Source organism: Arthrobacter citreus, from assembly GCF_038405225.1.
Classification (GTDB): Bacteria; Actinomycetota; Actinomycetes; order Actinomycetales; family Micrococcaceae; genus Arthrobacter_B; species Arthrobacter_B citreus_A.
The window spans coordinates 793,736-816,821 of the sequence record NZ_CP151657.1 but is presented as its reverse complement, the minus strand read 5'-3'; the positions used below and the strand labels follow the sequence as shown (position 1 = coordinate 816,821).

22 protein-coding genes are annotated in these 23,086 nt (G+C 65.7%); 12 read left to right on the top strand and 10 right to left on the bottom strand.

Features of this window, described 5'->3' with window-relative positions; all coding sequences use genetic code 11:
• The first annotated feature begins 58 nt into the window (after positions 1–58).
• The 4 genes from AAE021_RS03770 to AAE021_RS03755 all read left to right on the top strand — a co-directional run bounded on the left by AAE021_RS03770 (position 59) and on the right by AAE021_RS03755 (position 5,699).
• Complete coding sequence (locus AAE021_RS03770) at positions 59–1,084, top strand: 3-oxoacyl-ACP synthase III (RefSeq protein WP_342024315.1); 1,026 nt, start codon at positions 59–61, stop codon at positions 1,082–1,084.
• A complete protein-coding gene (locus AAE021_RS03765) occupies positions 1,078–3,717 on the top strand; it encodes an alpha/beta fold hydrolase (protein ID WP_342025298.1) in 2,640 nt (879 codons plus the stop codon). Before AAE021_RS03770 ends, AAE021_RS03765 begins: the two co-directional genes overlap by 7 nt.
• Positions 3,714–4,808: an NAD-dependent epimerase/dehydratase family protein gene (locus AAE021_RS03760; protein WP_342024314.1), complete on the top strand. Its 1,095-nt coding sequence runs from the start codon at positions 3,714–3,716 to the stop codon at positions 4,806–4,808. The genes AAE021_RS03765 and AAE021_RS03760 overlap by 4 nt, the downstream gene beginning before the upstream one ends.
• 72 nt (positions 4,809–4,880) lie before the next feature.
• Positions 4,881–5,699, top strand: coding sequence for a serine hydrolase domain-containing protein (locus AAE021_RS03755; RefSeq protein ID WP_342024313.1), 819 nt, complete (start codon positions 4,881–4,883; stop codon positions 5,697–5,699).
• 252 nt (positions 5,700–5,951) lie between these two features.
• Here AAE021_RS03755 and mutM read toward each other — a convergent pair whose 3' ends face one another.
• From mutM to AAE021_RS03735, 4 genes are all read right to left on the bottom strand, one after another.
• Positions 5,952–6,965: a bifunctional DNA-formamidopyrimidine glycosylase/DNA-(apurinic or apyrimidinic site) lyase gene (mutM, locus tag AAE021_RS03750; RefSeq protein WP_342024312.1), complete on the bottom strand. Its 1,014-nt coding sequence runs from the start codon at positions 6,963–6,965 to the stop codon at positions 5,952–5,954.
• 5 nt (positions 6,966–6,970) lie between these two features.
• The gene (gene rnc / locus AAE021_RS03745) at positions 6,971–7,675 is read right to left on the bottom strand and encodes a ribonuclease III (protein ID WP_342024311.1); all 705 of its coding nucleotides are present in this window, start codon (positions 7,673–7,675) and stop codon (positions 6,971–6,973) included.
• A gap of 71 nt (positions 7,676–7,746) precedes the next feature.
• Entirely contained in the window at positions 7,747–7,950 is a 204-nt protein-coding gene (gene rpmF / locus AAE021_RS03740; RefSeq protein WP_055240805.1) for a 50S ribosomal protein L32, read from the bottom strand.
• A 2-nt stretch (positions 7,951–7,952) separates the two neighbouring features.
• Positions 7,953–8,519: a YceD family protein gene (locus AAE021_RS03735; RefSeq protein WP_268911300.1), complete on the bottom strand. Its 567-nt coding sequence runs from the start codon at positions 8,517–8,519 to the stop codon at positions 7,953–7,955.
• Positions 8,520–8,752: 233 nt separating this feature from the next.
• On the opposite strand from AAE021_RS03735, the gene AAE021_RS03730 reads away from it, so the two are divergent.
• On the top strand, positions 8,753–9,361 hold the full coding sequence (locus AAE021_RS03730; RefSeq protein ID WP_342024309.1) for a YdcF family protein: 609 nt from the start codon (positions 8,753–8,755) through the stop codon (positions 9,359–9,361).
• A gap of 43 nt (positions 9,362–9,404) precedes the next feature.
• Here AAE021_RS03730 and AAE021_RS03725 read toward each other — a convergent pair whose 3' ends face one another.
• On the bottom strand, positions 9,405–10,595 hold the full coding sequence (locus tag AAE021_RS03725) for a polysaccharide pyruvyl transferase family protein (RefSeq protein WP_342024308.1): 1,191 nt from the start codon (positions 10,593–10,595) through the stop codon (positions 9,405–9,407).
• A gap of 22 nt (positions 10,596–10,617) precedes the next feature.
• Positions 10,618–11,097 carry a pantetheine-phosphate adenylyltransferase gene (coaD, locus tag AAE021_RS03720; protein ID WP_342024307.1) on the bottom strand — a complete coding sequence of 160 codons (480 nt, stop codon included), beginning with the start codon at positions 11,095–11,097 and terminating at the stop codon, positions 10,618–10,620.
• A gap of 41 nt (positions 11,098–11,138) precedes the next feature.
• On the opposite strand from coaD, the gene AAE021_RS03715 reads away from it, so the two are divergent.
• Both AAE021_RS03715 and AAE021_RS03710 read left to right on the top strand, forming a co-directional pair.
• Complete coding sequence (locus tag AAE021_RS03715; protein ID WP_342024306.1) at positions 11,139–12,383, top strand: aminotransferase class I/II-fold pyridoxal phosphate-dependent enzyme; 1,245 nt, start codon at positions 11,139–11,141, stop codon at positions 12,381–12,383.
• Positions 12,383–13,201, top strand: coding sequence for a fused MFS/spermidine synthase (locus AAE021_RS03710; protein WP_342024305.1), 819 nt, complete (start codon positions 12,383–12,385; stop codon positions 13,199–13,201). Before AAE021_RS03715 ends, AAE021_RS03710 begins: the two co-directional genes overlap by 1 nt.
• A 37-nt stretch (positions 13,202–13,238) precedes the next feature.
• Here AAE021_RS03710 and rsmD read toward each other — a convergent pair whose 3' ends face one another.
• On the bottom strand, positions 13,239–13,841 hold the full coding sequence (rsmD, locus tag AAE021_RS03705; protein ID WP_342024304.1) for a 16S rRNA (guanine(966)-N(2))-methyltransferase RsmD: 603 nt from the start codon (positions 13,839–13,841) through the stop codon (positions 13,239–13,241).
• A 160-nt stretch (positions 13,842–14,001) separates the two neighbouring features.
• Between rsmD and AAE021_RS03700 the strand changes: the two genes are divergently transcribed.
• From AAE021_RS03700 to AAE021_RS03690, 3 genes are read left to right on the top strand one after another with little or no spacing between them, the layout of a single operon-like run.
• Positions 14,002–14,964 (top strand): VOC family protein, encoded by a 963-nt coding sequence (locus AAE021_RS03700; RefSeq protein ID WP_342024303.1) that lies wholly within the window; start codon positions 14,002–14,004, stop codon positions 14,962–14,964.
• Positions 14,964–15,662 (top strand): phospholipase, encoded by a 699-nt coding sequence (locus tag AAE021_RS03695; protein ID WP_342024302.1) that lies wholly within the window; start codon positions 14,964–14,966, stop codon positions 15,660–15,662. The genes AAE021_RS03700 and AAE021_RS03695 overlap by 1 nt, the downstream gene beginning before the upstream one ends.
• Positions 15,646–16,710, top strand: a complete 1,065-nt coding sequence (locus AAE021_RS03690) for a maleylacetate reductase (protein WP_342024301.1) — start codon at positions 15,646–15,648, stop codon at positions 16,708–16,710. The genes AAE021_RS03695 and AAE021_RS03690 overlap by 17 nt, the downstream gene beginning before the upstream one ends.
• Positions 16,711–16,730: 20 nt before the next feature.
• On the opposite strand, the gene recG is transcribed toward AAE021_RS03690, so the two are convergent.
• Positions 16,731–18,950, bottom strand: coding sequence for an ATP-dependent DNA helicase RecG (recG, locus tag AAE021_RS03685; protein ID WP_342024300.1), 2,220 nt, complete (start codon positions 18,948–18,950; stop codon positions 16,731–16,733).
• Positions 18,940–19,917: a DAK2 domain-containing protein gene (locus AAE021_RS03680; protein WP_342025297.1), complete on the bottom strand. Its 978-nt coding sequence runs from the start codon at positions 19,915–19,917 to the stop codon at positions 18,940–18,942. Before AAE021_RS03680 ends, recG begins: the two co-directional genes overlap by 11 nt.
• Before the next feature lie 173 nt (positions 19,918–20,090).
• Between AAE021_RS03680 and AAE021_RS03675 the strand changes: the two genes are divergently transcribed.
• Both AAE021_RS03675 and wecB read left to right on the top strand, forming a co-directional pair.
• The gene (locus AAE021_RS03675; protein ID WP_342024299.1) at positions 20,091–20,339 is read left to right on the top strand and encodes a hypothetical protein; all 249 of its coding nucleotides are present in this window, start codon (positions 20,091–20,093) and stop codon (positions 20,337–20,339) included.
• Positions 20,340–20,465: 126 nt separating this feature from the next.
• Positions 20,466–21,605 carry a non-hydrolyzing UDP-N-acetylglucosamine 2-epimerase gene (gene wecB, locus AAE021_RS03670; protein WP_342024298.1) on the top strand — a complete coding sequence of 380 codons (1,140 nt, stop codon included), beginning with the start codon at positions 20,466–20,468 and terminating at the stop codon, positions 21,603–21,605.
• Positions 21,606–21,710: 105 nt separating this feature from the next.
• Here wecB and AAE021_RS03665 read toward each other — a convergent pair whose 3' ends face one another.
• Complete coding sequence (locus AAE021_RS03665; protein WP_342024297.1) at positions 21,711–22,991, bottom strand: hypothetical protein; 1,281 nt, start codon at positions 22,989–22,991, stop codon at positions 21,711–21,713.
• Positions 22,992–23,086: the final 95 nt, after the last annotated feature.

Sequence of the window (23,086 nt, the reverse complement as noted above, 5' to 3'; positions counted from 1 at the left end):
ATGCGGGCTGCCCCCAGCCAGCCACGGGATCACTTCAGCAGGAGACAAGGCAGGCATTTTGACCGGGAACTTCAACTTCCAGCATAAAAACACGGCTCTTCTCAGCGTCACCAGCGTTGAAGCACCGGTAGTTATGACCTCAGCTGAATTCGACGAACGGCTCGCGCCGTCCCTGAAACGGCTCCGGCTCTCCAAGCGGCTACTGGAACGGGTTGCGGGGGTGAGCGAGCGGCGATGGTGGTCGCCGGGCACTGACTTCGACGACGCCGCCATCGAGGCCGGCGCGAAGGCCATCGCCGAGGCCGGCGTCGAGCCATCCGAGATCGGACTGCTGATCAACACCTCGGTGACCCGGCGCAACCTTGAGCCCTCGGTTGCCGTCAAGATCCACAACGCCCTGGGCCTGCCGTCCTCCGCTTTGAACTTCGACTTGGCCAATGCGTGCCTCGGATTTGTCAACGGCATGACCCTGGCCGCGAACATGATCGAATCCGGGCAGATCAAGTACGCCCTGATCGTGGCGGGCGAGGATGCCCAGGGCACGCAGGAGGCCACGTTCGCGCGCCTGAACCGCCCCGATTCCACCCGCGATGACTACCTGCGCGAGTTCGCCACCCTGACCCTGGGCTCCGGCGCCGCAGCAGCCGTCATCGGCCGCGCCGACGAGAATCCGGGCTCCCACCGCATCATGGGCGGCGTGTCCCGTGCGGGCACCGAGCACCATGAACTGTGCGTCGGCGGCGTCGACGGCATGTACACGGACACCAAGGGACTGCTCGACGGCGGCCTGGAGCTGGTGGTCAAGGCCTGGGACGAGGCGCACGAGAAGGGCTGGAACTGGCGTTCCATGGACCGCTACGTCACCCATCAGGTCTCCAATTCCTACACCAACGCCATCATCAAGGCCGTGGACCTGGTCCGGGACCGGGTGCCCATCACCTTCCCGCGCTGGGGCAACGTGGGACCGGCGTCGCTGCCGATGACCCTGGCCCAGGAATCGCGCACGCTGAACCCCGGCGACCGCGTCCTGTGCATGGGCGTGGGATCGGGACTGAACACCATGATGATGGAGATTGCCTGGTGACCGAGCTGTGGCCCGGTGTGCCCGAATCCTGGTCCTCCTTTGTTCAGGCTCCTTCGACGGCGGCGGTGGACCGTCCCGGAACCGTCCACAAGTGGCACATCCTCGACAACGGCCCGGACCTTGAAGCCCGCGGCGTCGAGCCAGCCGGCACCCTGCTCTGCGTGCACGGCAATCCCACCTGGTCCTATCTGTGGCGGACCCTGCTCGCCGCTGGCTCCGCTGCCGAGCAGCCCTGGCGCGTGATCGCCGTCGACCAGCTGGACATGGGCTTCTCCGCCCGCACCGGCGCCTTCCGCCGCCTCGAGGACCGCATCACCGATCTTGGTGACCTGACCCAGGCCATGGGCCTGACCGGCAAGGTCGTCACGGTGGGGCATGACTGGGGAGGCATCATTTCGCTCGGCTGGGCGCTGAAGCACCGCAGCCAGCTCGCCGGCGTCGTCCTGACCAACACGGCAGTGCATCCGGCCGGCTTCAACCTTCCGCCGGCACTGCAGCTGGCGCTGCATCCGGCCGTTCACCGCTGGGGCACGCAGGCCACCGATACGTTTATCCGCGTCACCCATTCCCTGGCGCAGCCCGCGCTGGCCAAGGATGTGCGGGCCGCCTTCTCGGTCCCTTACCGCGGCGCCGCCCGCCGGGAGGGTGTCGCCAACTTTGTCGCGGACATCCCCGCCGAGCCCACCCATCCGAGCTGGCGGACCCTGAACCGCGTGGCCGAGGGCATCCGGCGGCTGGATGTCCCCGCACTCATGCTCTGGGGACCCAAGGATCCGGTGTTCTCCGACCGCTATCTGCGGGACCTGATGGACCGCCTTCCGCAGGCTGACGTGCACCGCTTCGAAGGTGCCAGCCACCTGCTGCCCGAAGACGTGGACATCACCGCTCCCGTCTTCGACTGGCTGCGCCGCGGCCCGCACACCGAGAATGCGGAACTGCGCAGCCGCGCCGCCGCCGGACTGTCGGTCTTCCGGCCCATGCTGGCCGAACTGGACGAGCGCGACGGCGACAGCTCCCCCGCCGTCGTCGACATGGCACCGCTGGGCGCGCCGGCTGGTAGTGCTCCCGCCACACTGTCCTGGACTGAGCTCGCCAGCCGCGTCAACCGGCTGGCCGCCGGACTGTCTGCCGCCGGCGTGCGCCCCGGGGACCGTGTGAACCTGCTCGTGCCCCCCGGCATCGAACTGACCTCGCTGATTTACGCGTGCCTGCGGCTGGGCGCCGTGATTGTGGTGGCCGACGCCGGACTGGGCACCAAGGGAATGAGCCGTGCCATCAAGGGAGCCGGACCCAAGTTCATCATCGGCATTGAACGTGCGCTGACCGGTGCGCGGATCTTCGGCTGGCCGGGCATCCGGATCAGCGCGCAGACCCTTCCGCCGGCCAAGGCGCGGCTGCTGGGCGTCAAGCACTCAGTGCCCGAGCTGATAACCGCCGGAGAAAACGCAGAGGTGCCGTGGCAGCGGGAGGACCCCGACGCCGACGCCGCCGTGCTTTTCACCTCCGGCTCCACCGGACCGGCCAAGGGCGTTGTCTACACCCACCGCCAGCTCACCGCCATGCGCGATGCGCTCAAGAACACGTACAACCTGCAGGCCGGCACGTCGCTGGTGGCCGGGTTCGCCCCGTTTGCGCTGCTCGGACCGGCACTGGGCGCCACCTCCGTCACGCCGGACATGGACGTGACCTCGCCGCGCACCCTGACAGCCGCGGCGCTGGCCGATGCTGCAGCCGCCGTCGGCGCCACCACGGTGTTTGCCTCTCCCGCGGCCCTGGTGAATGTGCTGGCCTCGTCCGCGGATCTCGGACCGGACCAGCGCAAGGCCCTGGCCCGGGTGGAGTTGCTGCTTTCGGCCGGAGCGCCGATCCCGGAACCGCTGCTGGCCCGGGTATCGGCTCTGGCGCCCAACGCGGAGCTGCACACTCCCTATGGGATGACCGAGGCCCTGCCCATCACCGACATCAGTCTTGACGGGATCCGCGCTGCGGGAGCCGGCAACGGGGTCTGTGTCGGCACGCCCGTATCGGGAGCCCTGGTGGCGATTGCCGCGCTGGGCCCGGACGGCAGCGTTGGGGACACCGCGCTGGACACGCCCGGCGTTACCGGCGAAATCCTGGTCTCCGCCCCGCACGTCAAGGACCGCTACGACCGGCTGTGGATCACCGAAGCCAAGAGCTCGTCATTGCCGGGCTGGCACCGCACCGGCGACGTCGGACACCTCGACGAGGAGGGCAGGCTGTGGGTTGAAGGCCGGCTCGGGCACATCCTCACCACTCCCGACGGAGTGGTGACCCCGGTGGCCGGTGAGCAGGCCGCGGAGTCCGTGGCCGGCGTCGGGCGCGCCGCCGTTGTGGGCGTGGGCCCGGCCGGAACCCAGGTTCCGGTGGCCGTGCTGGAACTGCAGGATCCGGTGCGCCGTGCCGGCACCGCATCGCCGGAGCTGACCGCCGCCGTGCGCACCGCGGTCTCCGCCGGAGCCGGACTGGATCTGGCCGCCGTGCTGGTCCTGCCCGCCATGCCCACCGACATCCGGCACAACTCCAAGATCGACCGCGCTGCCCTGGCGGGCTGGGCCGAGCAGATGCTGGCCGGCCGGCGGGCGCCGGTTCCCGGGACGGGCGGACGCAAATGAGCCCGGCAGACGGATCCCGGCCTGCGGAAGTGCCTGGGCTGAGCTCGGTTGAAGAGCCGCGCCGGGTCCTGGTGACCGGTGCCAGCGGGCTGCTCGGCGGAGCTGTTGCACAGCTGCTGGCCGATAAAGGCCACAAGGTGCGCACCCTGCAGCGCACCCCCATGCCGCCGTCGTCCTCCGCGTCGCTGCCGGGAAAGCTGGCGGCCGCTGGTTCGGCGTTCGAGTCCATCGCAGGCTCCGTCTCCGATCCCGCGGCCGGCGCCCGGGCGGTCGAGGGGATGGACGCCGTCGTGCACCTGGCGGCAAAGGTCTCCTTCACCGGCCAGTGGCAGGAGTTTGTTGACACCAACATCACCGGAACCCGGACCCTGCTCGACGCGGCGAAGGCAGCCGGGGTGCGGGACTTCGTGTTTGTGTCCTCGCCGTCGGTGGCGCACTTTGGCGAGCCGATCGCCGGAGCTGACGCCGGCACCGCTGATCCGGACCGTGCCCGCGGTTTCTACGCCCGGTCCAAGGCTGCCGCAGAGCTGCTGGCCCTCGCCGAGGACTCCCCCGTTTTCCGGGTGGGTGCCATCCGTCCGCATATTGTCTGGGGCCCGGGCGACACGCAGCTGGTGGAGCGCGTGATCGACCGCGCCCGCGCCGGCCGGCTGCCGCTGCTGGACGGCGGCACGGCGCTGATTGACACCACGTACATCAGCAACGCCGCGGCCGCTATTGTCCGCGGGCTGGAGCGGATGGACCATGCCCACGGGCAGGCGCTGGTGGTGACCAACGGGCAGCCGCGTCCGGTGGGTGAGCTGATTGCCGGTATCTGCGCCGCCGCCGGGGTTTCCGCTCCCGCCTGGAGCGTTCCGGGCTGGCTGGCCCGCGGAGCCGGATCCGTCATCGAGCGGGCCTGGCTGTCCGCCGGTACACGCGGCCTGGTGCACGACGAGCCGCCGATGACCCGGTTCCTGGCCGAGCAGCTGTCCACCTCGCACTGGTTTGACCAGCGCCGCACCCGCGAGGTGCTGGACTGGACGCCCGCGGTTACGGTGGAGGATGGCATGCGCCGGCTCGCAGCGCACTACGGCGGCAGCGCGGCCTAGCCCCTCGTGCCGGGCCCAGCCCTGCGTGCCGGACCTTCTTCGTTACCCGTCGATTTACTGCAGAGGAACTTCATGGACAGCGTCAAGGCAACCGAAAACTGGCCGGTCGAGAACGCCTCGGCCGCCGTCGTGCTGGCGGACGGCACCGTGGCCGGCACATCCCGCGACGTCGAGCGGCGGTTTCCGCTGGCATCGGTGACCAAGCTCCTGACCGCTTACAGCATGCTGGTGGCGCTGGATGAAGGGGCGCTGGAACTGGACCAGCCCGCCGGGCCGGAAGGCTCCACAGTGCGGCATCTGCTGGCACACAGCGGAGGCTACGACTTCGGTGAGCGCACCGTCCGGTATGAGCCGGGGACCCGGCGCCTGTATTCCAACGCCGGATTCGAGGTGCTCGGGGAAACCTTGGAGGAGGCCACCGGCATTTCCATGGCCGATTACCTGCGCGAGGGCGTCCTCGCTCCCCTGGGCATGACCTCCACGGCGCTCGAAGGATCCCCCGCCGCAGGTGCTGTCTCCACGGTGGCCGATCTCAGCAGGTTTGCCGCCGAACTGCAGAAACCGGTGCTCACCGCACCGGGTCGCCTGACCGAGGCAACCGCTGTGGTCTTCCCGGGACTGTCCGGTGTGCTGCCTGGCTTTGGCCGGCAGAAGGAGAACGACTGGGGCCTGGGCTTCGAAATCCGCAATTCCAAGTCCCCGCACTGGACCGGAGCCAACAGCTCCCCGCGGACGTTCGGCCATTTCGGCCAGTCCGGGACCTTCCTGTGGGTCGACCCGGAAGCCGGAGCCGCAGCCGTGGCCCTGACGGACCGCGACTTTGGGCCCTGGGCTGCCGAGGTCTGGCCTCCGTTCACCGACGGCGTCCTTGCGGAGCTCGGCCGCTCCTGACGTTGGCTGGCGCCGGGCGGGAATGGGGAAGGCTCGAAGCCGGTGCGCAAGAGCGTCCTCCTGAGGAGATCGGTTCAGAAGATGCCGCCGGGTACAACAGACTCGGCCGTCAGCGCATGGGTTCCCACCGTCTGGGACTCCTGTGGCTGGAGTGACCCCGCTGGTCACAGGAGGGAACATAGGGTGGGAACGCGTGCAGGAAACCGACCGAACTGCCGTAGATGAGACTCAGCCGGCCGGACTAAAAACTCCCTACCAGCGGCCGTTCCGCGGCCGGGGCTGGCATACCGGGCAGCTGTACGAGGAACGGTTCATGAAGGAATCGCGCCGGATCAGGGTGGATAGCCCGAGTGCGGCACACCGCGGACACGGCTCACCCTCGCGCCCGTAGGCGTTCAGGGACCGGGAGAAGTATCCCGAGGCGCCGTTGACGTTGACGTACAGGGAGTCGAAGCTGGTGCCGCCGGCGGCCAGGGCACGGGTCATCACATCTCGGGCGGATTCCACCAGGCGCAGTGCATCGGCACGGCGCATCGTATCGGTGGGCCGGGCAAAGTGCAGTTTCGCGGCCCAGAGGGCTTCGTCGGCGTAAATGTTGCCCACGCCGGAGATCAATCCCTGATCCAGCAGCGCGCGTTTGATGCCGGTCTTGCGCTTGCGCAGCCGGGCATAGAAGTCGTCAAAGGAGAACGCCGGATCCAGGGGGTCCCGGGCAATGTGCGCCGCTTCCTCCGGTATGAGCGGCAGGCCGGTCTCGGACAGCCCGCCGGGAGCGCCGTCGGGAGTGGGCTGCAGATCGGTGAGGAAGACACCGCCGAAAATCCGCTGGTCCACAAACCGCAGCTCAGCCGGCATGGGGGTTCCGTCGCCGGACACTGCGGGGCTGAGGGTGAGCCGGACTTTGAGGTGCTTTTCGTCGGGCAGGTGCGGATCTTCCATCAGCAGCTGCCCGCTCATGCCCAGGTGGGCCATCAGCGCGAGGCGGGGAACGCCGTCGTCGTCCACACGAGAAGGAGATGCGGCGGAAGCCGGCGCGGAACCATGAGAAGCAGCCGCGGCCTCAACCAGCGGCATCCACAGGAACTTGCCGCGGCGCGCGACGTCGGTGACCACGGCGCCCTCAAGGTTGCCGCGGAGGTCTTCGGGTCCGGCCGCGTGGCGGCGCACGGAGCGGGGATCGAGGATTTCGACGCCGGTAATGGTCCGGCCGCGGACCCATGAGGCCAGTCCGCGGCGGACCACTTCCACTTCCGGCAGTTCGGGCACGGGAGCTAGGCTCCGGCAGCCGCGGAGCTGCCGGCGGGACGCACCATCTTCCAGGTGGCGGCGGCAGCTTCCTGCTCCGCTTCCTTCTTGGAGTGTCCGGTCCCGCTGCCGTAGGGCTTGTCGCCGATGTGGAGCACGGCAACAAAGCTGCGGGAATGGTCGGGGCCGGAGCCGGTAACCTTGTACTCGATGTCGCCGAGCTTCTTGGCCGCGGCGATCTCCTGGATGCTGGTCTTCCAGTCGGTGCCGGCGCCCAGGGCATCGGCATTGCGCAGCAGCGGACCGATCAGGCGCATCACCATGGCACGAGCAGTTTCGATCCCGTGGCACAGGTAGACGGCGCCGATCAGGGCTTCGGTGGTGTCCGCCAGGATGGAGGACTTGTCGCGGCCGTTGGTCAATTTCTCGCCCTGGCCCAGCAGGATGTACTGACCCAGTTCGAGGTCGCGGGCTATTCCGGCCAGCGCGCGGGTGCTGACGACGGCGGAGCGGCGCTTGGCCAGCTCGCCCTCGGACAGGTTCGGGTTGTCCCGGTACAGCGCGTCGGTGACGGAAAAGCCCAGGATGGAGTCACCCAGGAACTCGAGGCGTTCGTTCGTGGGGATGCCGCCCTGCTCGTAGGCGTACGAGCGGTGCGTGAGGGCAAGACGAAGCGTCCCGGCGTCGATATCGACACCGAGACGCTTCAGAAGCTCTTCAGTATTCTTCACTTTTTGGTTTGACCCGAAAAGCAGTATTCAGATCCCGGTCCGGCTGGCCGTACCGGGAAAGGAATACTGTTTTAGACGTCCGCTACCTTGCGGCCCTTGTATTCAAGGAACAGCGCGGTACCAGCTGAGTCGGTCACGACCTTGGCCTGGTGAGGCAGGCTGTAGGTAACGCGGCCGTTCTCAACGGTTTTCACCAGGTTGGGGGCAGTTGCCTTCCACTGGGACCGGCGTGCACGCGTATTCGAGCGGGACATTTTCCGCTTGGGAACAGCCACGACTAACTCTCTTCTCTCTCGTCTGACTCTGTACTTGTTGCCGCAGAATTGTCTGCGGCGCTGCCAGCCAGCCCGGAGAGGGCTGCCCAGCGAGGATCCACGCTTTGGTGGTGGTGACCCGGATCCTCCTCAAGGCGCGCTCCGCATTCGGAGCAAAGGCCTTCGCAGTCCTCCCGGCACACCGGCTGGAACGGCAGGGTGGTGACCACTGCGTCCCGCAAAACCGGCTCAAGATCGATGACATCTCGCTCGATCCGGTGTTGCTCTTCTTCCTCTTCTGTTCCGAAAGACTCAGCGTCCTCGTAGTAGAAGAGTTCCTGCACATCGACTTCCTCGTCGTACGCGATGGGCTTCAGGCACCGTCCGCATTCTCCCTGAACAGGAGCGATGACGGTTCCGGATACCAAAATCCCCTCGTGCACGGCTTCGAACCTCAGGTCCAGATCAAGATCCGCACCTTCCGGTACGCCGATAAGCGCAACACCGAAGTCCTTCGGTGCCGGAACATGTTCGTGCATAGTCCGCATAACCCCCGGGCTGCGCCCGAGATCCTTGACACTAATGGCCAAGGGCGACGAACCCGGATTAATCCGCGACTGAACGCTAATGAGAACTCCTGTAGAACATAGACCGACATATCATCTTAGCCTGATACGGCCGATTCTCTCAAACTGCGCCGCACCCCGCCTCAGATCGAGGCATGGCACGGGCTGCTCATTCCAGTTTACAGGCCACAGCGCCGCCGTTTTACATCCCGGCCGTCCCGGCTCGCATCAAGGCGCCGCTCGCATAAACTGTCGGGATGCTTGATTCCCTCCGCACCGTGCCGCACCGCCTGCTGGTCCGGCTTCAGCGTGGAGTGCCGCGCAGTGTCGACGTTGCCGTCACCACCGTCGTCTCAGCTGCCCTCATTTGGCTGTTTACGGCCACCATGCTCTTCTACTATCCGCAGGTGCAGGAACCGGCCAGGGCCGACGCCGTCGTCGTCCTCGCCGGTGCAGCGTCCGAGCGTCTGCCGGTGGGCCGGGACCTGTCCTACCAGGGCTACGCCGGCGACCTGGTGCTGTCCACCACTGACACCCCCGGCAACAGGATCACCGACATGTACTGCGACTACATTTCCAGCCCCACGGTGACCTGCTTCTTTCCGGAACCGCTGACCACCCGCGGCGAGGCGCGCGCCGTCGCCCGACTGGCGGCGGACAACGGCTGGGACAACCTCATTGTGGTGACCTCCCGCTATCACCTGCTGCGCGCTGAAACCAACCTCAGCCAGTGCACGACGGCGGCACTCACCATGGTGCCGTCGGACCCCGACCTTTCCCCCGGGCAGTGGCTGGGGCGGTTCGTCGAGGAGACCGGCGGGCTGGCGGCTGCGGTGCTGCGGCCTGCCTGCGCGAGCCGGATCTAGGAGCGCACGGCTACGGGTTCAGGAGCGCACGGCTACGCCGGATTCAGTAAGCGTTCAAAGGCAGTGGAAACGCGGCCAAAAGCGCGTCCAATGAAACCTTCAGCCGCGGCAGTGTTGCCTTGCGTGCCAACGCCGCAGGATCCATCGCCCGTGCTTCAGCCGCGGTGATGCTGACCGCGGACACCGCTGAGGAGTCCAGGGTGGTGAAGAAGTCCCGGAACTTGAAGGTGTCTCCGGCAATCAGGGCATCCTCGATCCGCATCCACACCCACGGAACTCCGTAGGCCTGCGCCACGATGATGCCGTGCAGGGAACTGGAGATGCAGACCTGGGCAGCGGCAATTTCCCGGACCACCCGTTCCAGCCCCTGCCGGGCATCGATGTTGTGCACCAGGTCCGCGTCCTCCCGCGACGCCAACGGATTCCCGAAGAGGCCGCGGTGGTCGAGGTGCGGCAGAACAGCCACCTTGCCCTGGGACGCCTGGCCATCCGGGACGGACAGGAAGCGCGGCAGCAGCAGGGCGGGGTCTCCGTACACCTCCGGCACGGTCCAGCCCAGCTGCGAGCGCAGCTCGGCGCCGGTAAGTTCCCCGCGGACGGCATGGATCCGGATCCCGGACAGCCCCGCCAGCCGCTTCACGGCGTCGGGTGCCAGCGGCGCCATCAGGCCCGCGCCCCATACCCGGGTTCCGTCCTGCTCCAGCCAGCCGGCGGTCGAACCGACGGCTGCCAGCGGCGGAACGGACAGGTTCCGGCGCCAGCCGTTGACGGGAGTACGGCCGGTGAGCCTGCGCACCAGCCACGGCCCGACGGCGTCGCCGAAGTTCGCGCGCTCGTCCCACCACAGCAGGTTTACGCAGCCTTCGGGAACACCCGATGCCCCTGCAGCGACTGCGGCAGCCGGAGCGAATAACCCGGCCAGCCGCCGTCGGGCCTCCTCCACGGCTGTCCTGCACTGCTCCCCCGACGCGCCATCAGCAACGTAGCCGAGGAGATGACGCTCGGAGTCCTCCGCCGCCGCCGCCTGTTGCGGCTGCTCCGTCCCCGTTCGGACCAGGTCCGCGTGTCCGATCAACGCGCTGCGCAGCAGCACAGCCGCGGGGTCCGTCTCCGGAACGATTCCCCCACCCGCGTCCGCGGCCCTCGCGCACACCGCGCCTGCGGAGCCGTCAGCGGCTGGCACCAGTTCGATCCGGAACCGGTGCCCCTTGATGTCGAGGTCCTGCCCGTACATTTCCCTTTAGGCGCCGTTCCGTTTAGGCACCGTGGTCCTGCTGCAGCCGCCGGAAAGCAGCCAGCGGCACCAGTTCCTTGACGTCGCCGCCGAGCGCCGAGACTTCCTTGATCAGCGTCGAGGACAGGTGGGTGTAGCGGCTCTCGGCGGGCAGGAACACGGTTTCGACGCCGGTGAGGTGGCGGTTCATTACGGCCATGGGCAGTTCGTACTGGTAGTCCTGGACCGAGCGCAGCCCCTTCACAATGGCGTCCACCCCGTGTTCGCGGCAGAAGTCCGCCAGCAGTCCGTCCCCCATCGGAATGACCGAGACCCCGCGCAGCGCGCCCAGGGTTTCGCGGGCCATCGCGAGCCGTTCCGGGCCGGAAAACCGGTACTTCTTGGCGTAGTTGGTGGAGACCGCCACGATCACTTCATCGAACAGGCTGGCTGCACGGGCAATCACCTCCACGTGTCCGTTGTGGAGGGGGTCATAGGAGCCGGGGCATACAGCGCGTCGCATAGGTCGAATCTACCCGAGCAAAGCGGGTAATACTGGAAGGCATGAGCTCTCCACACTCCGCACCGCTGTTACGTTCCGACTCCGCCGCAGGAACCCCGCCCTGGCAGCGCACCGCCGCGGGCGCCAACCTGCTCGGCGCGGACGGAGCGCTGGGGGTGACCATCTTCGAGGAAATCACTGTCCTGTCCGGCCGGCACAACGCCATCAACCTGGGCCAGGGGTTCCCCGACGAGGACGGTCCCGCCGAGGTGATGGAGGCCGCCCGCGCCGCCATCCTCGAGGGCAGGAACCAGTACGCGCCCGGACAGGGCCTGCCGGTGCTGCGCAACGCCGTCGCCGCCCACCAGGAACGCTTCTACGGACTGTCCCTGGATCCGGACACCCAGATCATCATCAGCACCGGAGCCACCGAGGCCATTGCCGCCACCCTGCTGGCCCTGACCGGGCCGGGCGACGAAGTCCTGACCTTCGAACCGTTCTACGACTCCTATGGAGCCATCATCGGCCTCAGCGGAGCAACCCACACCACCGCCCCGCTGAGAGCGCCGGACTTCCAGCCGGATCTGTCCACCCTGGAGGACTCCTTCTCGGAGCGCACCCGCGTGGTGCTGGTCAACAACCCGCACAATCCCACGGGCGCCGTTTTCCCCGCCGAAACGCTGCAGCGGATTGTGGAGCTGGCCGCAAAGTACAACGCGCTCATCGTGACCGACGAAGTGTACGAACACCTCACCTTCGGCCCCCGGCACGTTCCCGTGGCGACCCTGCCGGGCGCTGCAGAGCGTACCCTGACCATTTCCTCCGCCGGCAAAACCTTTTCCTTCACCGGCTGGAAGATCGGCTGGCTGTCGGGACCGGCGGAGCTGGTGGCGGCCGTACGGGCAGTGAAGTCCTTCCTCAGCTACAGCTCCGGAACTCCGTTCCAGGGCGCCATTGCCCTGGGGCTCGGAATGGAGGACGCCTTCTTCACCGGCGCCGCCAAGACCCTGCAGGCCAAGCGCGATGTGCTGAGCGAGGGGCTGCGCGCCGCTGGCCTGACCGTCTTTGAGCCGCAGGGCACCTACTTTGTCAACGCCGACGTCGCACCCCTGGGCATCACCGATGCCACCGCGCTGGCCCGCCGGCTGCCGGAACTGGTGGGTGTGGGCGCCATCCCGGTGGCGGTGTTCTGCCATGAGGAAGGGGCCAAGCGCACCCGGACGCTGCTGCGCTTTGCGTTCTGCAAAAAAACCGAAGTGCTGCAGGAAGCGGCCGAACGTATCTCCAAACTGGGACAGGTGCTCTAATGGCGGCCCACAGTCCCAGGAACGACGGTCGCACACCGTCGCGGCTGCTGCGCGGCATCGGCGCCCACGCCACCATCACCGAGGACGGCTTCAGTCCCGGGGCCTGGGTGCTGAGCATCGGCGGTGCGGAGCAGTCACACGTGAACCTGGCCCATCCGGAGGAGATCTTTTACGAGTATCTGCGCCGGATCGGCAACGTCCTGGACCTGGTGGCCCCGGCGGGGCAGCCGCTGCGCGCCCTGCATCTGGGCGCCGGAGCGCTGACCCTGACCCGGTATCTGCAGGCCACCCGCCCCGGCTCGGAGCAGCACGCGGTGGAACTGGAGCGCGAACTGCTGGACTTTGTCCTGGCGCACCTGCCGCTGCCCGAGGGCACCGTGCTGGAGACCGTTATTGGTGACGCCCGTGATGCCCTTTCGCGCTACGAGCCGGGTTCCTTCGATGCGATTGTGCTCGATGTTTTTGCCGGCGCGGACGCCCCGGAGCACCTGACCACCCCGGAGTTTTACGCCGAGGCCGCCGCGCTGCTGTCCCCCACCGGTGTCCTGCTGGTGAATGTGGGTGACGATCCCGGACTGGCGTTCTGCCGCCGGCAGGTCCGTGCCCTCCAGGAGGGGTTTGCGGGGATTCCGTCAGCCGGTTTCGCGGCGCTGGGACCGAAGTCCATGTTCACCGGCCGCTTCCCGGGCAACATTGTCCTGGCCGCCACGGCGTTCCCCTGGCCTGAGGACTGGACCGAGCAGCTGCTGGCCACTGGTCCGCATCCCGCGGACGTGCTGACCGGCGAGCGCCTGGACGTGTTTGCCTCAGCCGGTTAGACGTCAGCTATCGGAGCGGGCGGAGCGTGGGGAGAGGTTAGGAGCCTGCCGCAGCGGCGTCGTCGTCCGCGGGCTGGGCCGGCTCAGCAAACCACAGCGTGGTCTCGCCGTACTTGCGTTCGCTGAAGCGTTCCATCCCCTCGGGCCACACGGGTTCCGGTGAGCGGGTGGAGCGCTCCAGCACGACGACGGCACCCTCGGCCAGGTGCCGGGGCAGCGCCCGGAGCACGGCGGAGAGGTCTTCCTCGTCCAGGTCGTAGGGCGGATCCAGGAACACCAAATCCCAGGTGACGTCCGCGGGCACGCGCAGCAGGTACGTGTCGGCCTTAGCTCGGTGCACGCTGACCACGGTGCGGCCGGCGGCGTCGTTGATCAGCTTGGCGTTCTGCTTGCAGGTGCCGGCGGCCTTGTCGGCCAGTTCCACCAGGTCCACGGAAACGGCGCCGCGGCTGGCGCTTTCCACGCCGAGGGCACCGGAACCGGCAAAGAGGTCCAGCACCCTGGCGCCGGAGAGGATGTCGTAGGACTCAAGCCGGGAGAACAGCGCTTCCTTCACTCGGTCCGTGGTGGGGCGGGTTCCTGTTCCGGGAACGCTGGTCAGGGAGGTTCCGCCGGCGGTTCCGGCAATGATGCGGCTCATGGTTTTACTTTATCGGGCTTTGGCTGGACATCTTTCCGGCTGTCCCGGAGCAACCAGTGTCCGGCGCAGCCATATTTCCCCGAGTACTGATCCGCTGTTTGCCTGAATCGAGTACGGTCCTGGGTCTCTGGACAATCACGACGATTAGGACGAACCAGCCATGACATATCTCATTGGCTCCCACCATGTGACTCTCTCGGTGGGCGCGGCGCAGGAGGACGTGGACTTCCATACCCGGATCCTCGGCATGCGCTTCATCAAGAAGACCGTCCTTTATGACGGCTCCAAACCCGTGTACCACCTGTACTACTCCAATGCCGACGGAGATCCATCCTCTGTGGTGACCACTTTTCCCTGGGCCCAGCATGGGCTCTTCGGCACGCGCGGAACCAATCAGGCCCGCGAGGTGCTGCTGTCAGTCCCGGACGGGTCTCTGGACTTCTGGGCGCAGCGCCTCAGGGACCACGGGGTGGAAAACGTACAGGTCGAGATCTTCGGGGAGCGCCGCGTGGCATTCCACCACCCCTCCGGACTGGAGTATCAGCTGGTGGGAACTTCACAGGACCCCCGCCGGGGATTCACCGGGCACGGTGTGCCTGCCACGGCCGCGGTCCACGGCATCCACGGAATCGGTATTCATGTGTATGACGCCGACCGGATGGTCGACTTTGGCAATGAGGCATTCTTTGCCCGGGATCAAATCCTGGAGGAGGGCGACCGTGCACGGTTCCAGGTGGGCAAGAGCGATTTCGGCAATTGGATCGAACTCACCGGCAACCGCACCGATCCCCAGGGAACGTGGCGCTACGGCGCCGGGACCTACCACCACTTCGCCTGGAACCTGGACACTCTGCAGAACCAGGAAGAGGCAAAGTTTGAGATAGAGGGCGCCGGCTACACCGACATCTCCGAGCTCAAGGACCGGACCTACTTCAAGTCCCATTACGTGCGCTCACCCGGCGGTGCGCTGTTCGAGCTCGCAGTAACCCACGACGACGGCGGCTGGGACTGTGACGAGTCGCCCGAGGAGCTGGGCCGGGCGTTCATGCTGCCGCCGCAGTTTGAACACGAACGCGAACACATCATGTCCCAACTCGAACCCATCACCACCGACAACGACTGATGCCAGCCAACCCCCATCTGATGCACGAACCCCTCTGGTACGGGACGTCTCTTGAGGATGCGGCCCTGGTCGTTTATGCAGTCCATGGGCGGGGTCAGTCCCCCGCCTTCATGGCACAGGTGGCGGACCGCGTGGACATACCCGAGGTGGCGTGGGCCCTGCCTGCGGCTCGTAACCAGAGCTGGTACCCGGAGAGCTTTCTGGCCCCGATCAAGGAGAATCAACCGGCGCTTGATGACGCGTTGCAAACCGTCCGGACACAGCTGGGTTCCCTGATGGACCACGATGGGCCACCAGTGGTCGTACTGGGATTCTCCCAAGGCGCATGCCTGCTGTCCGAATACCTCCTGCGGGACCAGCCGCACCTGGCCGGGGCTTTCCTCCACACCGGCGGCTACCTCGGCTCGTCCGAACGGGAGTGGGGTCTCTCCTCGCCGTCCCAAGCTTCGTCACCGTCCAATTTGTCTGGACTGACGGTGGAGCTATGCACCGCCCGGGAAGACGCCTGGGTCCCGTTGCACCGCGTTGAAGCAACACAACGCGCGTTCCGTTCCCTCGGGGCGGCGGCCGAGCTGACGGTTTACGACGATTCTGAGCACCACCTCAATGACGATTCCATCCAAAGGATCCGCCGTTACCTCAGGCACCGGACGGTTTTACCCACTGCAAAGCGAGGTGAGCATGGGCCTGACGTTTGAGCATGTCAGCCTTGGACAGCGGGTGCTCTTCGGTTCCGGCATGGCCGCAGAGAACCTGACGGCCGAGGTCGCGAGGTTCAATGCGAAGAGGGTGATGATGATCGCTTCGGGGGCCGGAGCGCAGGTCGCCGCCGACGTTTCCGCCGGAATCGAGGTCGCCGTGAATTACGGCGATGTGGCAGCGCACGTACCGATCGAAAAAGCCGAGAAAGCCAGGGCCACCGCAGCCGACCACCGGATCGACCTCCTGGTGAGCATCGGCGGCGGCTCAACCACCGGGCTGGCCAAAGCCGTGGCCATGACCTCGGGACTGCCGATCATCGCTGTCCCCACCACCTATTCCGGCTCGGAGGCGACGAATGTCTGGGGCCTGACGGAAGCTTCGCGTAAATCCACCGGCGTCGATGACCGGGTCCTGCCGGCGACCGTGATCTACGACGCCGCACTGACGCTATCCCTTCCGGCGGGTCTGTCGGTGGCCTCCGGACTGAACGGCATGGCCCACTGCATCGATTCGATGTGGGCACCCGGAGCGGACCCGATCAACCAGGCTCTGGCAGCGGAGGGCATTCGCGCACTGAACCGTGGTCTGCCCCGGATTTTCAAGGATCCGCAGGACTTGGCAGGCCGGGAACAGGCCCTCTACGGCGCGTACCTCTCGGCTGTCGCCTTCGCCTCCGCCGGTTCCGGAATGCACCATAAAATCTGTCACGTTCTCGGAGGCACCTGGAAGATGCCGCACGCACAGACCCACGCCGCGGTGCTGCCCTATGTGCTCGCCTTCAACGCACCCCAGGCACCGGATGCCGCTGCCCGGATTGCCGACGCCTTCGGTTCCGAAGGCCCCGCGGCCGGCCTGGACCGCCTCCGTACCGCTGTTGACGCGCCCAAAGCCCTCAAGGACTACGGTTTTGCGGAGAAAAACATACCCGAGGCAGTGGAACTGATCCTGCCCGTGATCCCCGCTTCGAATCCGCGGAAGGTCACCTCTTCGAATCTCACCGAGCTTCTCACCGCAGCCTGGGCCGGAACCAACCCGGGCCTTTGAAGGACCGCCCGGCTTCGGACTCAGCCGCGGTCCAGGAAGGCTTCCTTCTCCGGATTCAGGTAGTCCTCGATCGCTTCATTCAGGGCCGGATACTGCTCCAGGTCGGGATCTTCCTCCACCAGGGCGGTGGCGTCGGCGCGGGCCTTCTCGATCAGCGGTTCATCCTGAATGGCACGCAGCAGCTTCAGCGTTGAGCGGCCGCCGGACTGCGAGGCGCCCAGGATGTCGCCTTCGCGCCGCAGCTCCAGGTCCTTCCGGGAGAGCTCGAAGCCGTCGGTGGTCGCCGCCACCGCTTCCAGCCGCTCCCGGCTGGGATGCCCGGGTTCCAGCCGGGTCACCAGCAGGCACGTTCCCGGCAGACCGCCGCGGCCCACGCGTCCGCGCAGCTGGTGCAGCTGGGACATGCCGAACCGGTCCGCGTCCTCGATGATCATCAGGGATGCGTTGTGCACGTCAACTCCCACTTCGATGACCGTGGTGGAGATCAGCAGATCAATATCGCCGCGGTTGAAGGCTGCCATGGTCTCGGTCTTGTCCGCCGGATCCAGCCGCCCGTGCAGAACGCCGATGCGCACGCCGGCGAGCGCCGGGACCTCGGAGAGCTGCTGGTGCATTTCCAGGACGGACGCCAGGTTCAGCTTGTCCGCCTTGCTGCCGGCCCCCGGTCCCTCGTCGAAGAAGGCCATGTCGAAGCCTGGCTCCTCCTCCTTGTCACCGATCTTGGGGCAGACCACGTAGACCTGCCGGCCGGCGTCGATCTCTTCGCGGGCGCGTTCCCAGATGCGGCGGTTCCAGGCCGGCTTTTCCGCCAGCGGCGCCATGTAGGTGGAGATGGGTGCGCGGCCGGCGGGCAGCTCGGAGAGCGTGGAGACGTTGAGGTCACCGAACACGGTCATCGCCACGGTCCGCGGGATGGGGGTGGCGGTCATGACCAGCAGGTGCGGGGTGCTGCGGCCCTTGGTGCGCAGGACATCGCGCTGTTCGACGCCGAAGCGGTGCTGCTCATCCACAACGACGAGTCCCAGGTCAGCAAACTGCACGTTGTCGGAGAGCAGCGCGTGGGTGCCGATGACGATGCCGGCGGCACCGCTGGCGGCGTCCAGCAGGGCGGCGCGGCGCTGCGCGGTGTTCATGGACCCGGTCAGCAGCGTCACCGCAGTGGCGTCGTCGTCGCTGCCCAGCCTTCCGCCCTGGCCCAGCGGTCCCAGGGTGCGGGTGATGGACTCATAGTGCTGGGCGGCGAGGACCTCGGTGGGTGCCAGCAGCGCGGCCTGCCCTCCGGCGTCGATCACCTGGAGCATGGCGCGCAGTGCCACCAGGGTCTTTCCGGAACCCACCTCGCCCTGCAGCAGCCGGTTCATGGGGTGCGGGCGGGCCAGATCCCCGCTCAGTTCTCGGCCGACGTCGAACTGGCCGTTGGTGAGGGTGAACGGCAGGGACGCATCAAAACGGTCCAGCAGGCCGCCGGCACGCGGCGGGCGGGCGGTGGCGTCCTCCTGCGCGGCGACGCTCCGCCGGCGGGCGAGGGCGGTCTGCAGCACCAGGGCCTCCTGGTAGCGGAACCGGTGCCGGGCCTTGTACGCCTCCCCCACTTCGGCCGGCCGGTGGATCTTCTCATAGGCCTCGGCCAGGCCCAGCAGGTGCTCGCGCTCTCGAATGGACTCCGGAATGGGATCGTGGAGTTCCTCGGTCTGCAGGGTGAGCAGCAGCGCGTCCACGGCTTTCTTGATGTCCCAGCTGTTGAGCTTGGTTGTGGCCGGGTAGATGGGGATGGGCCGTTTGGCCTCTTCCTCGTCGTCGGCCTCCTCCGTGAGCACCACGTAGTTGGGGTTGGTCAGCGTCAGGTTGTTGCGGTAAACGCTCACCTTGCCGGAGAACATGGCGCGGGTACCCACGGTCAGTTCCTGCTGGGCCTTCCAGCCGTTGAAGAAGGTCAGGTGAAGCTGGCCCAGGGCGCCGGAATCGTCATCGGTGACGGTGACTTCCAGCAGCATCCCCTTGCGGGTCTGCATCCGCCGGGAGTTGGCGGTCTGCACCCGGGCGATGAGCGTGACGTCCTCGTCGTACGGGATGTCCGCGATGGGGGTCAGTTCGCCGCGTTCCATGTAACGGCGGGGGAAATGGTGCAGCAGGTCACCGACGGTTTTGAGGCCCAGATGCTTGTCGAGCTTGGTGGCGGACGGCTTGCCGATGCGCCGGTCGAGCGGGAAATCGAGTTCCGGGGGAACGTTAGACTTCATGGGCCTCGTGGATTTCACTGTCCTCGATGATTTCGTTTGTTTCGTGGCCGTCGGCGGAGAGTTCCGTGATGGTCAGGTTCATGGGCTCCCCCACGGTGCGCAGCAGGTCGATGGTGGATCCGGCGTCGGGCGTGTGGACGTGCACGCGCCAGCGGTACCCGTCCCCCACCGCGTTGACGGCACTCATGATCACCGAGTCCCCCAGCTCGTCCAGCTGCAGGCGCAGGGTGGCCGCGTCCAGCGGGCTGAGGTTGATGGTGCACATGACCTCCACCCCCTCCATCCGCGGCATGTCGCTGTGGATATGCGGGGCTTGCACGTCGTAACCGTGCAGGCCGTCCAGGAGCTCCTCCTGCAGTTCCTCGCCCAGCGCCGAGGCGCGCAGGGCGTCCAGCACGAGCAGGAAGCCCACGCCGCCGGCGTCGACCACTTTGGCCTGGGTGAGTGCGTCCAGCTGCAGTTCGGTGTGCACGACGGCGGCCAGGCCGGCCTCCATGACGGCGCGCAAGGTGGTGGCCAGACCGGCGTTGGAGTCATCTCCGGCCTGTGCGGCGGGCTCGTCCATGGCGGCGCGGGCGGCTTCCTCCAGTACCGAGAGCATGGTGCCGGGAACCGGATCGCTGAGGACGGACCAGGAGCGCAGCTGGGCACGGTTGAGGGCGGAGGCCAGCAGCGGGGCCGAAAGCCGGGTGCTGCCCTGCAGCGGTTCCGCCATGGCGGTCAGGAAGACGGAGAGCAGGGTGCCGGAGTTTCCCTTGGCGTCCTCCATGGCGGCCCGTCCGGCGATGCCCAGCAGCTCGCCGATGTCCGTGGTCTCGACGTCGGCGATGGCCCGGGAGGCGGAGCGGAGGGTGAGATACAGGTTGGTGCCGGTGTCGCCGTCGGCCACCGGGAAGATGTTGATTGCATTGAGCCGGTCGCTGTGGTTACCCAGAGCGACTTCCGCTTTGCTCAACCATCGCTTCAGCGCTTGTGCGTTCGCGGTGATCTTGGTCTGCAAAGTGAACCCGTTTCCGTGCTGTCGCTGATGTTCGCCAGGCGGCGTCATTGCTTGCCTGCCAGTTTGGACAGTAGGAAGCCTACCGCAGGCACCGTTGCGGTGCCGATAACGATTTGCACAAATGTGGGAAGCTTGAGTCCATGGCGCACAAGCAGTACCCGGACATTGCCGCAGCGAGACACATGAAGGACTCGCTGCCGGAGCCGGAGAAGGAACCCGGTCGCGGAAAGCGTGCCGATGCTTCGGCGCGCCCAGCGAAAGCGGGCCGGAGGCCCCGGCTGGAGAAGGATAAGGCGTACCGGAAAAAGCGCCTGGTGGCGATGGTTTTAACGACTTTGGTGTGCCTGTCGGTGCCCACGCTGATTACCCTTTTGGTGCTCTTCGGCTGAGGCTCGCCGCGAGCTGCTGGGGCCCTCCTGCCGCCAGGGATTTCTAGAGACCAAACCCAATACGATCTAATCCGCTAGACTGGCAGCAAATAACTGTCTTTTGTCAAGCGTATTTGGGGGAATCTCATGCCAGTCATCATGCCTATTTATGGCACCAGACCGGAAGCCATCAAGATGGCTCCGATTGTCGCCGCACTTCAAGAATCGAAGACCTTGGACTGCTTCGTGACGGTGACGGGCCAGCACCGGTCGATGCTGGATCAGGTGAACAGCCTCTTTGACATTGTTCCGGACCACGACCTGAATATTTTCGCCCCGGGACAGACCCTGAACGGGATCCTCACCAAGACCATTGACGGCCTGGACAAGCTCTTCAGCGTCAATAAGCCCGACGCCGTCATCGTCCAGGGTGACACCACCACCTCCACGGCCGGCGCCATTGCGGCGTTCTATCACGGAATTCCGGTTATCCATGTGGAAGCGGGACTGCGAAGCCACGATCTCTTCTCGCCCTTCCCCGAAGAGGCGAACCGCAAGATGACATCGCAGATCGCCAGCCTGCACCTTGCCCCCACAACCACCAGCCGGGACAATCTCCTGGCTGAAAACGTCACTGCTGCGGACATCGTCGTTTCCGGCAACAGCGTCATCGATGCCCTGTTCATGACTGTGGACAAGGTCATCCCGTTCACCGATCCCAAGCTCGAAGAACTTGCCGAGGCCGGTGGTCGCATTCTGCTGTCCACCACCCACCGCCGCGAGAACCAGGGCGAGGCTATGCGCGGCGTCGGCCGGGCCCTCGCGCGCATCGCCGCTGCCGAGCCTGACCTGACCATCGTGCTCCCCCTGCACAAGAACCCCGTGGTGCGGGACGCCGTCATGCCGTTCATCGAAGGCATCGACAACATTGTCGTCACCGAGCCGCTCGCCTACGGCGAGTTCACCCGTATGCTCTCCCTCTCCCACGTGGTCCTGACCGACTCCGGCGGAGTCCAGGAAGAAGCCCCCAGCCTCGGCAAGCCCGTGCTGGTGATGCGCGAGAACACGGAGCGCCCCGAAGCAGTGGTGGCCGGCACGGTGAAGCTGATCGGCACCGACGAGGACCGCATTGTTTCCGAGGTGGACCGGCTGCTCAATGACCAGGCGTACTTCGACTCCATGGCCAACGCAGTGAACCCGTACGGGGACGGCAAGGCTGCCGAGCGGACCGTTGCCGCAATCGAGCAGCTGCTCGGTCTTGGTAAGCGCGTTTCAGATTTCGCTTAGTCCGACTCATTAGGTGATTGCCCACTAGCTGCTGTCATACTCGCTGAGAAGTCCTGCGCTACCGCTAGAACTGGGAGCGCAGGGCCTCATAATCTCAGTGTGGAGCTATACCTTGATTACTGTTGTATAGAACCACGCGAATGGCCGCACTTCACCTTGACGCCGGCGGAATACCTTCATTCTAACGTCACCACCCTGCACCATGGGGAACTCAAAATCCGAACGTTTTGAGTATCCGCGCTTTGCAATTAGTTTTTGCCCTTGGTACAGGTGACACGCAACCTGTTCGCCCTTAGGTTTCCACACATAGACTTCCAGTGGATCACCGGACACCGTGGGAATTCTGAACTGATATGGAAGCACATGTTCGCTTGGAGAACTCGGCGCCTGGCCCGCAATATTCTTTAGATAATGTCGGTAAACAGACCCAATATTACTGTGATCCAAGTCAGGTATTACGGTCGCCGTAATATCGCGGCCGTGCGAACTAGTAAGCATCAGCAGAGGTTCCACGTGCCGTTTAAGGTGATGGTCCTTCGCGCCAACCAGTATCCTAATTGCTGTCCCCGCGGGAGGGTTGCAAATCCTTGATACCACTGCGTCATCCAACCATTTCTTCGCAACCGCATCCTGACCGTTCGCGATAAATTGCAGGACTGCGGGCGCCGCGCCGTGGAGGTAACTCCCAGGAAAAACCTGGGGAGCGCCGACGACTATCTTTCCTACGCCCAAACCTAAGCCATGAAGCATCGCAGCCGTCCCGCCCTTCGATGACCCGCCAAAGACCACACGATCTAAATTGACACCCAACTCCGCAATAATCTGCGATAAAAACTCCTGCACTTCACTGTAAATTGTCGTATCCTTATGATCCGCAAAATAATACGAACCACGCTTGCCAAAGTCGTCCAGCACGAAAAGCCGGTATGCATTCATGTCCTGAAGGGCGGACCGGTAATTGTAAGTGAAGTCGTAGTCACCGCCCAAGGAAGAAAAAACAACAATCAGGTTTCTCCGACCCTTTTCAGTTTTCGGGGCATCCAACAAGTAATTAAGGTGCAGATTGTTTTGCCATGACTTCCATCCGGCTGCTGCATGCCCGACATTTCTATCCACAATTTGAAATTGCGAACTCCGGATACTCAGTCGCGCGTCGATATCCTCGCCCACCATACGGACAGACGGATATGGCTTGCCGCCGTCGTCCTCCAACAAGCGGACTACGGAGGGGACATTCGACTCGATTTCCAGCTCGGCCACTTTAGCGCCCGATTGAGAAAATGCGGCCAAGGACTGCCCGTGCACTTCAAAGCGACTGATTCCTTCGGGGCGCCATTCTGCAGTAACCGTACGAGAAGTTCCTCTTCCGCCCACCACTCGATACATTCGTCGATACTTACTGTTTCGCTTTCCTAAACCGGAAACTCGGAGCCGTTTCCCATTTGATTCGAATGTCACAGCTGAGAATCGGCTACTGGCTG

Coding starts and splice junctions, on each gene's coding strand:
- recG (WP_342024300.1), bottom strand. CDS start 18,950: ATGAAGTCTAACGTTCCCCCGGAACTCGATTTCCCGCTCGACCGGCGC.
- wecB (WP_342024298.1), top strand. CDS start 20,466: ATGCCAGTCATCATGCCTATTTATGGCACCAGACCGGAAGCCATCAAG.
- AAE021_RS03755 (WP_342024313.1), top strand. CDS start 4,881: ATGGACAGCGTCAAGGCAACCGAAAACTGGCCGGTCGAGAACGCCTCG.
- AAE021_RS03725 (WP_342024308.1), bottom strand. CDS start 10,595: ATGTACGGGCAGGACCTCGACATCAAGGGGCACCGGTTCCGGATCGAA.
- AAE021_RS03715 (WP_342024306.1), top strand. CDS start 11,139: ATGAGCTCTCCACACTCCGCACCGCTGTTACGTTCCGACTCCGCCGCA.
- AAE021_RS03710 (WP_342024305.1), top strand. CDS start 12,383: ATGGCGGCCCACAGTCCCAGGAACGACGGTCGCACACCGTCGCGGCTG.
- coaD (WP_342024307.1), bottom strand. CDS start 11,097: ATGCGACGCGCTGTATGCCCCGGCTCCTATGACCCCCTCCACAACGGA.
- AAE021_RS03760 (WP_342024314.1), top strand. CDS start 3,714: ATGAGCCCGGCAGACGGATCCCGGCCTGCGGAAGTGCCTGGGCTGAGC.
- AAE021_RS03695 (WP_342024302.1), top strand. CDS start 14,964: ATGCCAGCCAACCCCCATCTGATGCACGAACCCCTCTGGTACGGGACG.
- rsmD (WP_342024304.1), bottom strand. CDS start 13,841: ATGAGCCGCATCATTGCCGGAACCGCCGGCGGAACCTCCCTGACCAGC.
- AAE021_RS03700 (WP_342024303.1), top strand. CDS start 14,002: ATGACATATCTCATTGGCTCCCACCATGTGACTCTCTCGGTGGGCGCG.
- AAE021_RS03675 (WP_342024299.1), top strand. CDS start 20,091: ATGGCGCACAAGCAGTACCCGGACATTGCCGCAGCGAGACACATGAAG.
- AAE021_RS03665 (WP_342024297.1), bottom strand. CDS start 22,991: ATGTATCGAGTGGTGGGCGGAAGAGGAACTTCTCGTACGGTTACTGCA.
- AAE021_RS03690 (WP_342024301.1), top strand. CDS start 15,646: ATGGGCCTGACGTTTGAGCATGTCAGCCTTGGACAGCGGGTGCTCTTC.
- AAE021_RS03730 (WP_342024309.1), top strand. CDS start 8,753: ATGCTTGATTCCCTCCGCACCGTGCCGCACCGCCTGCTGGTCCGGCTT.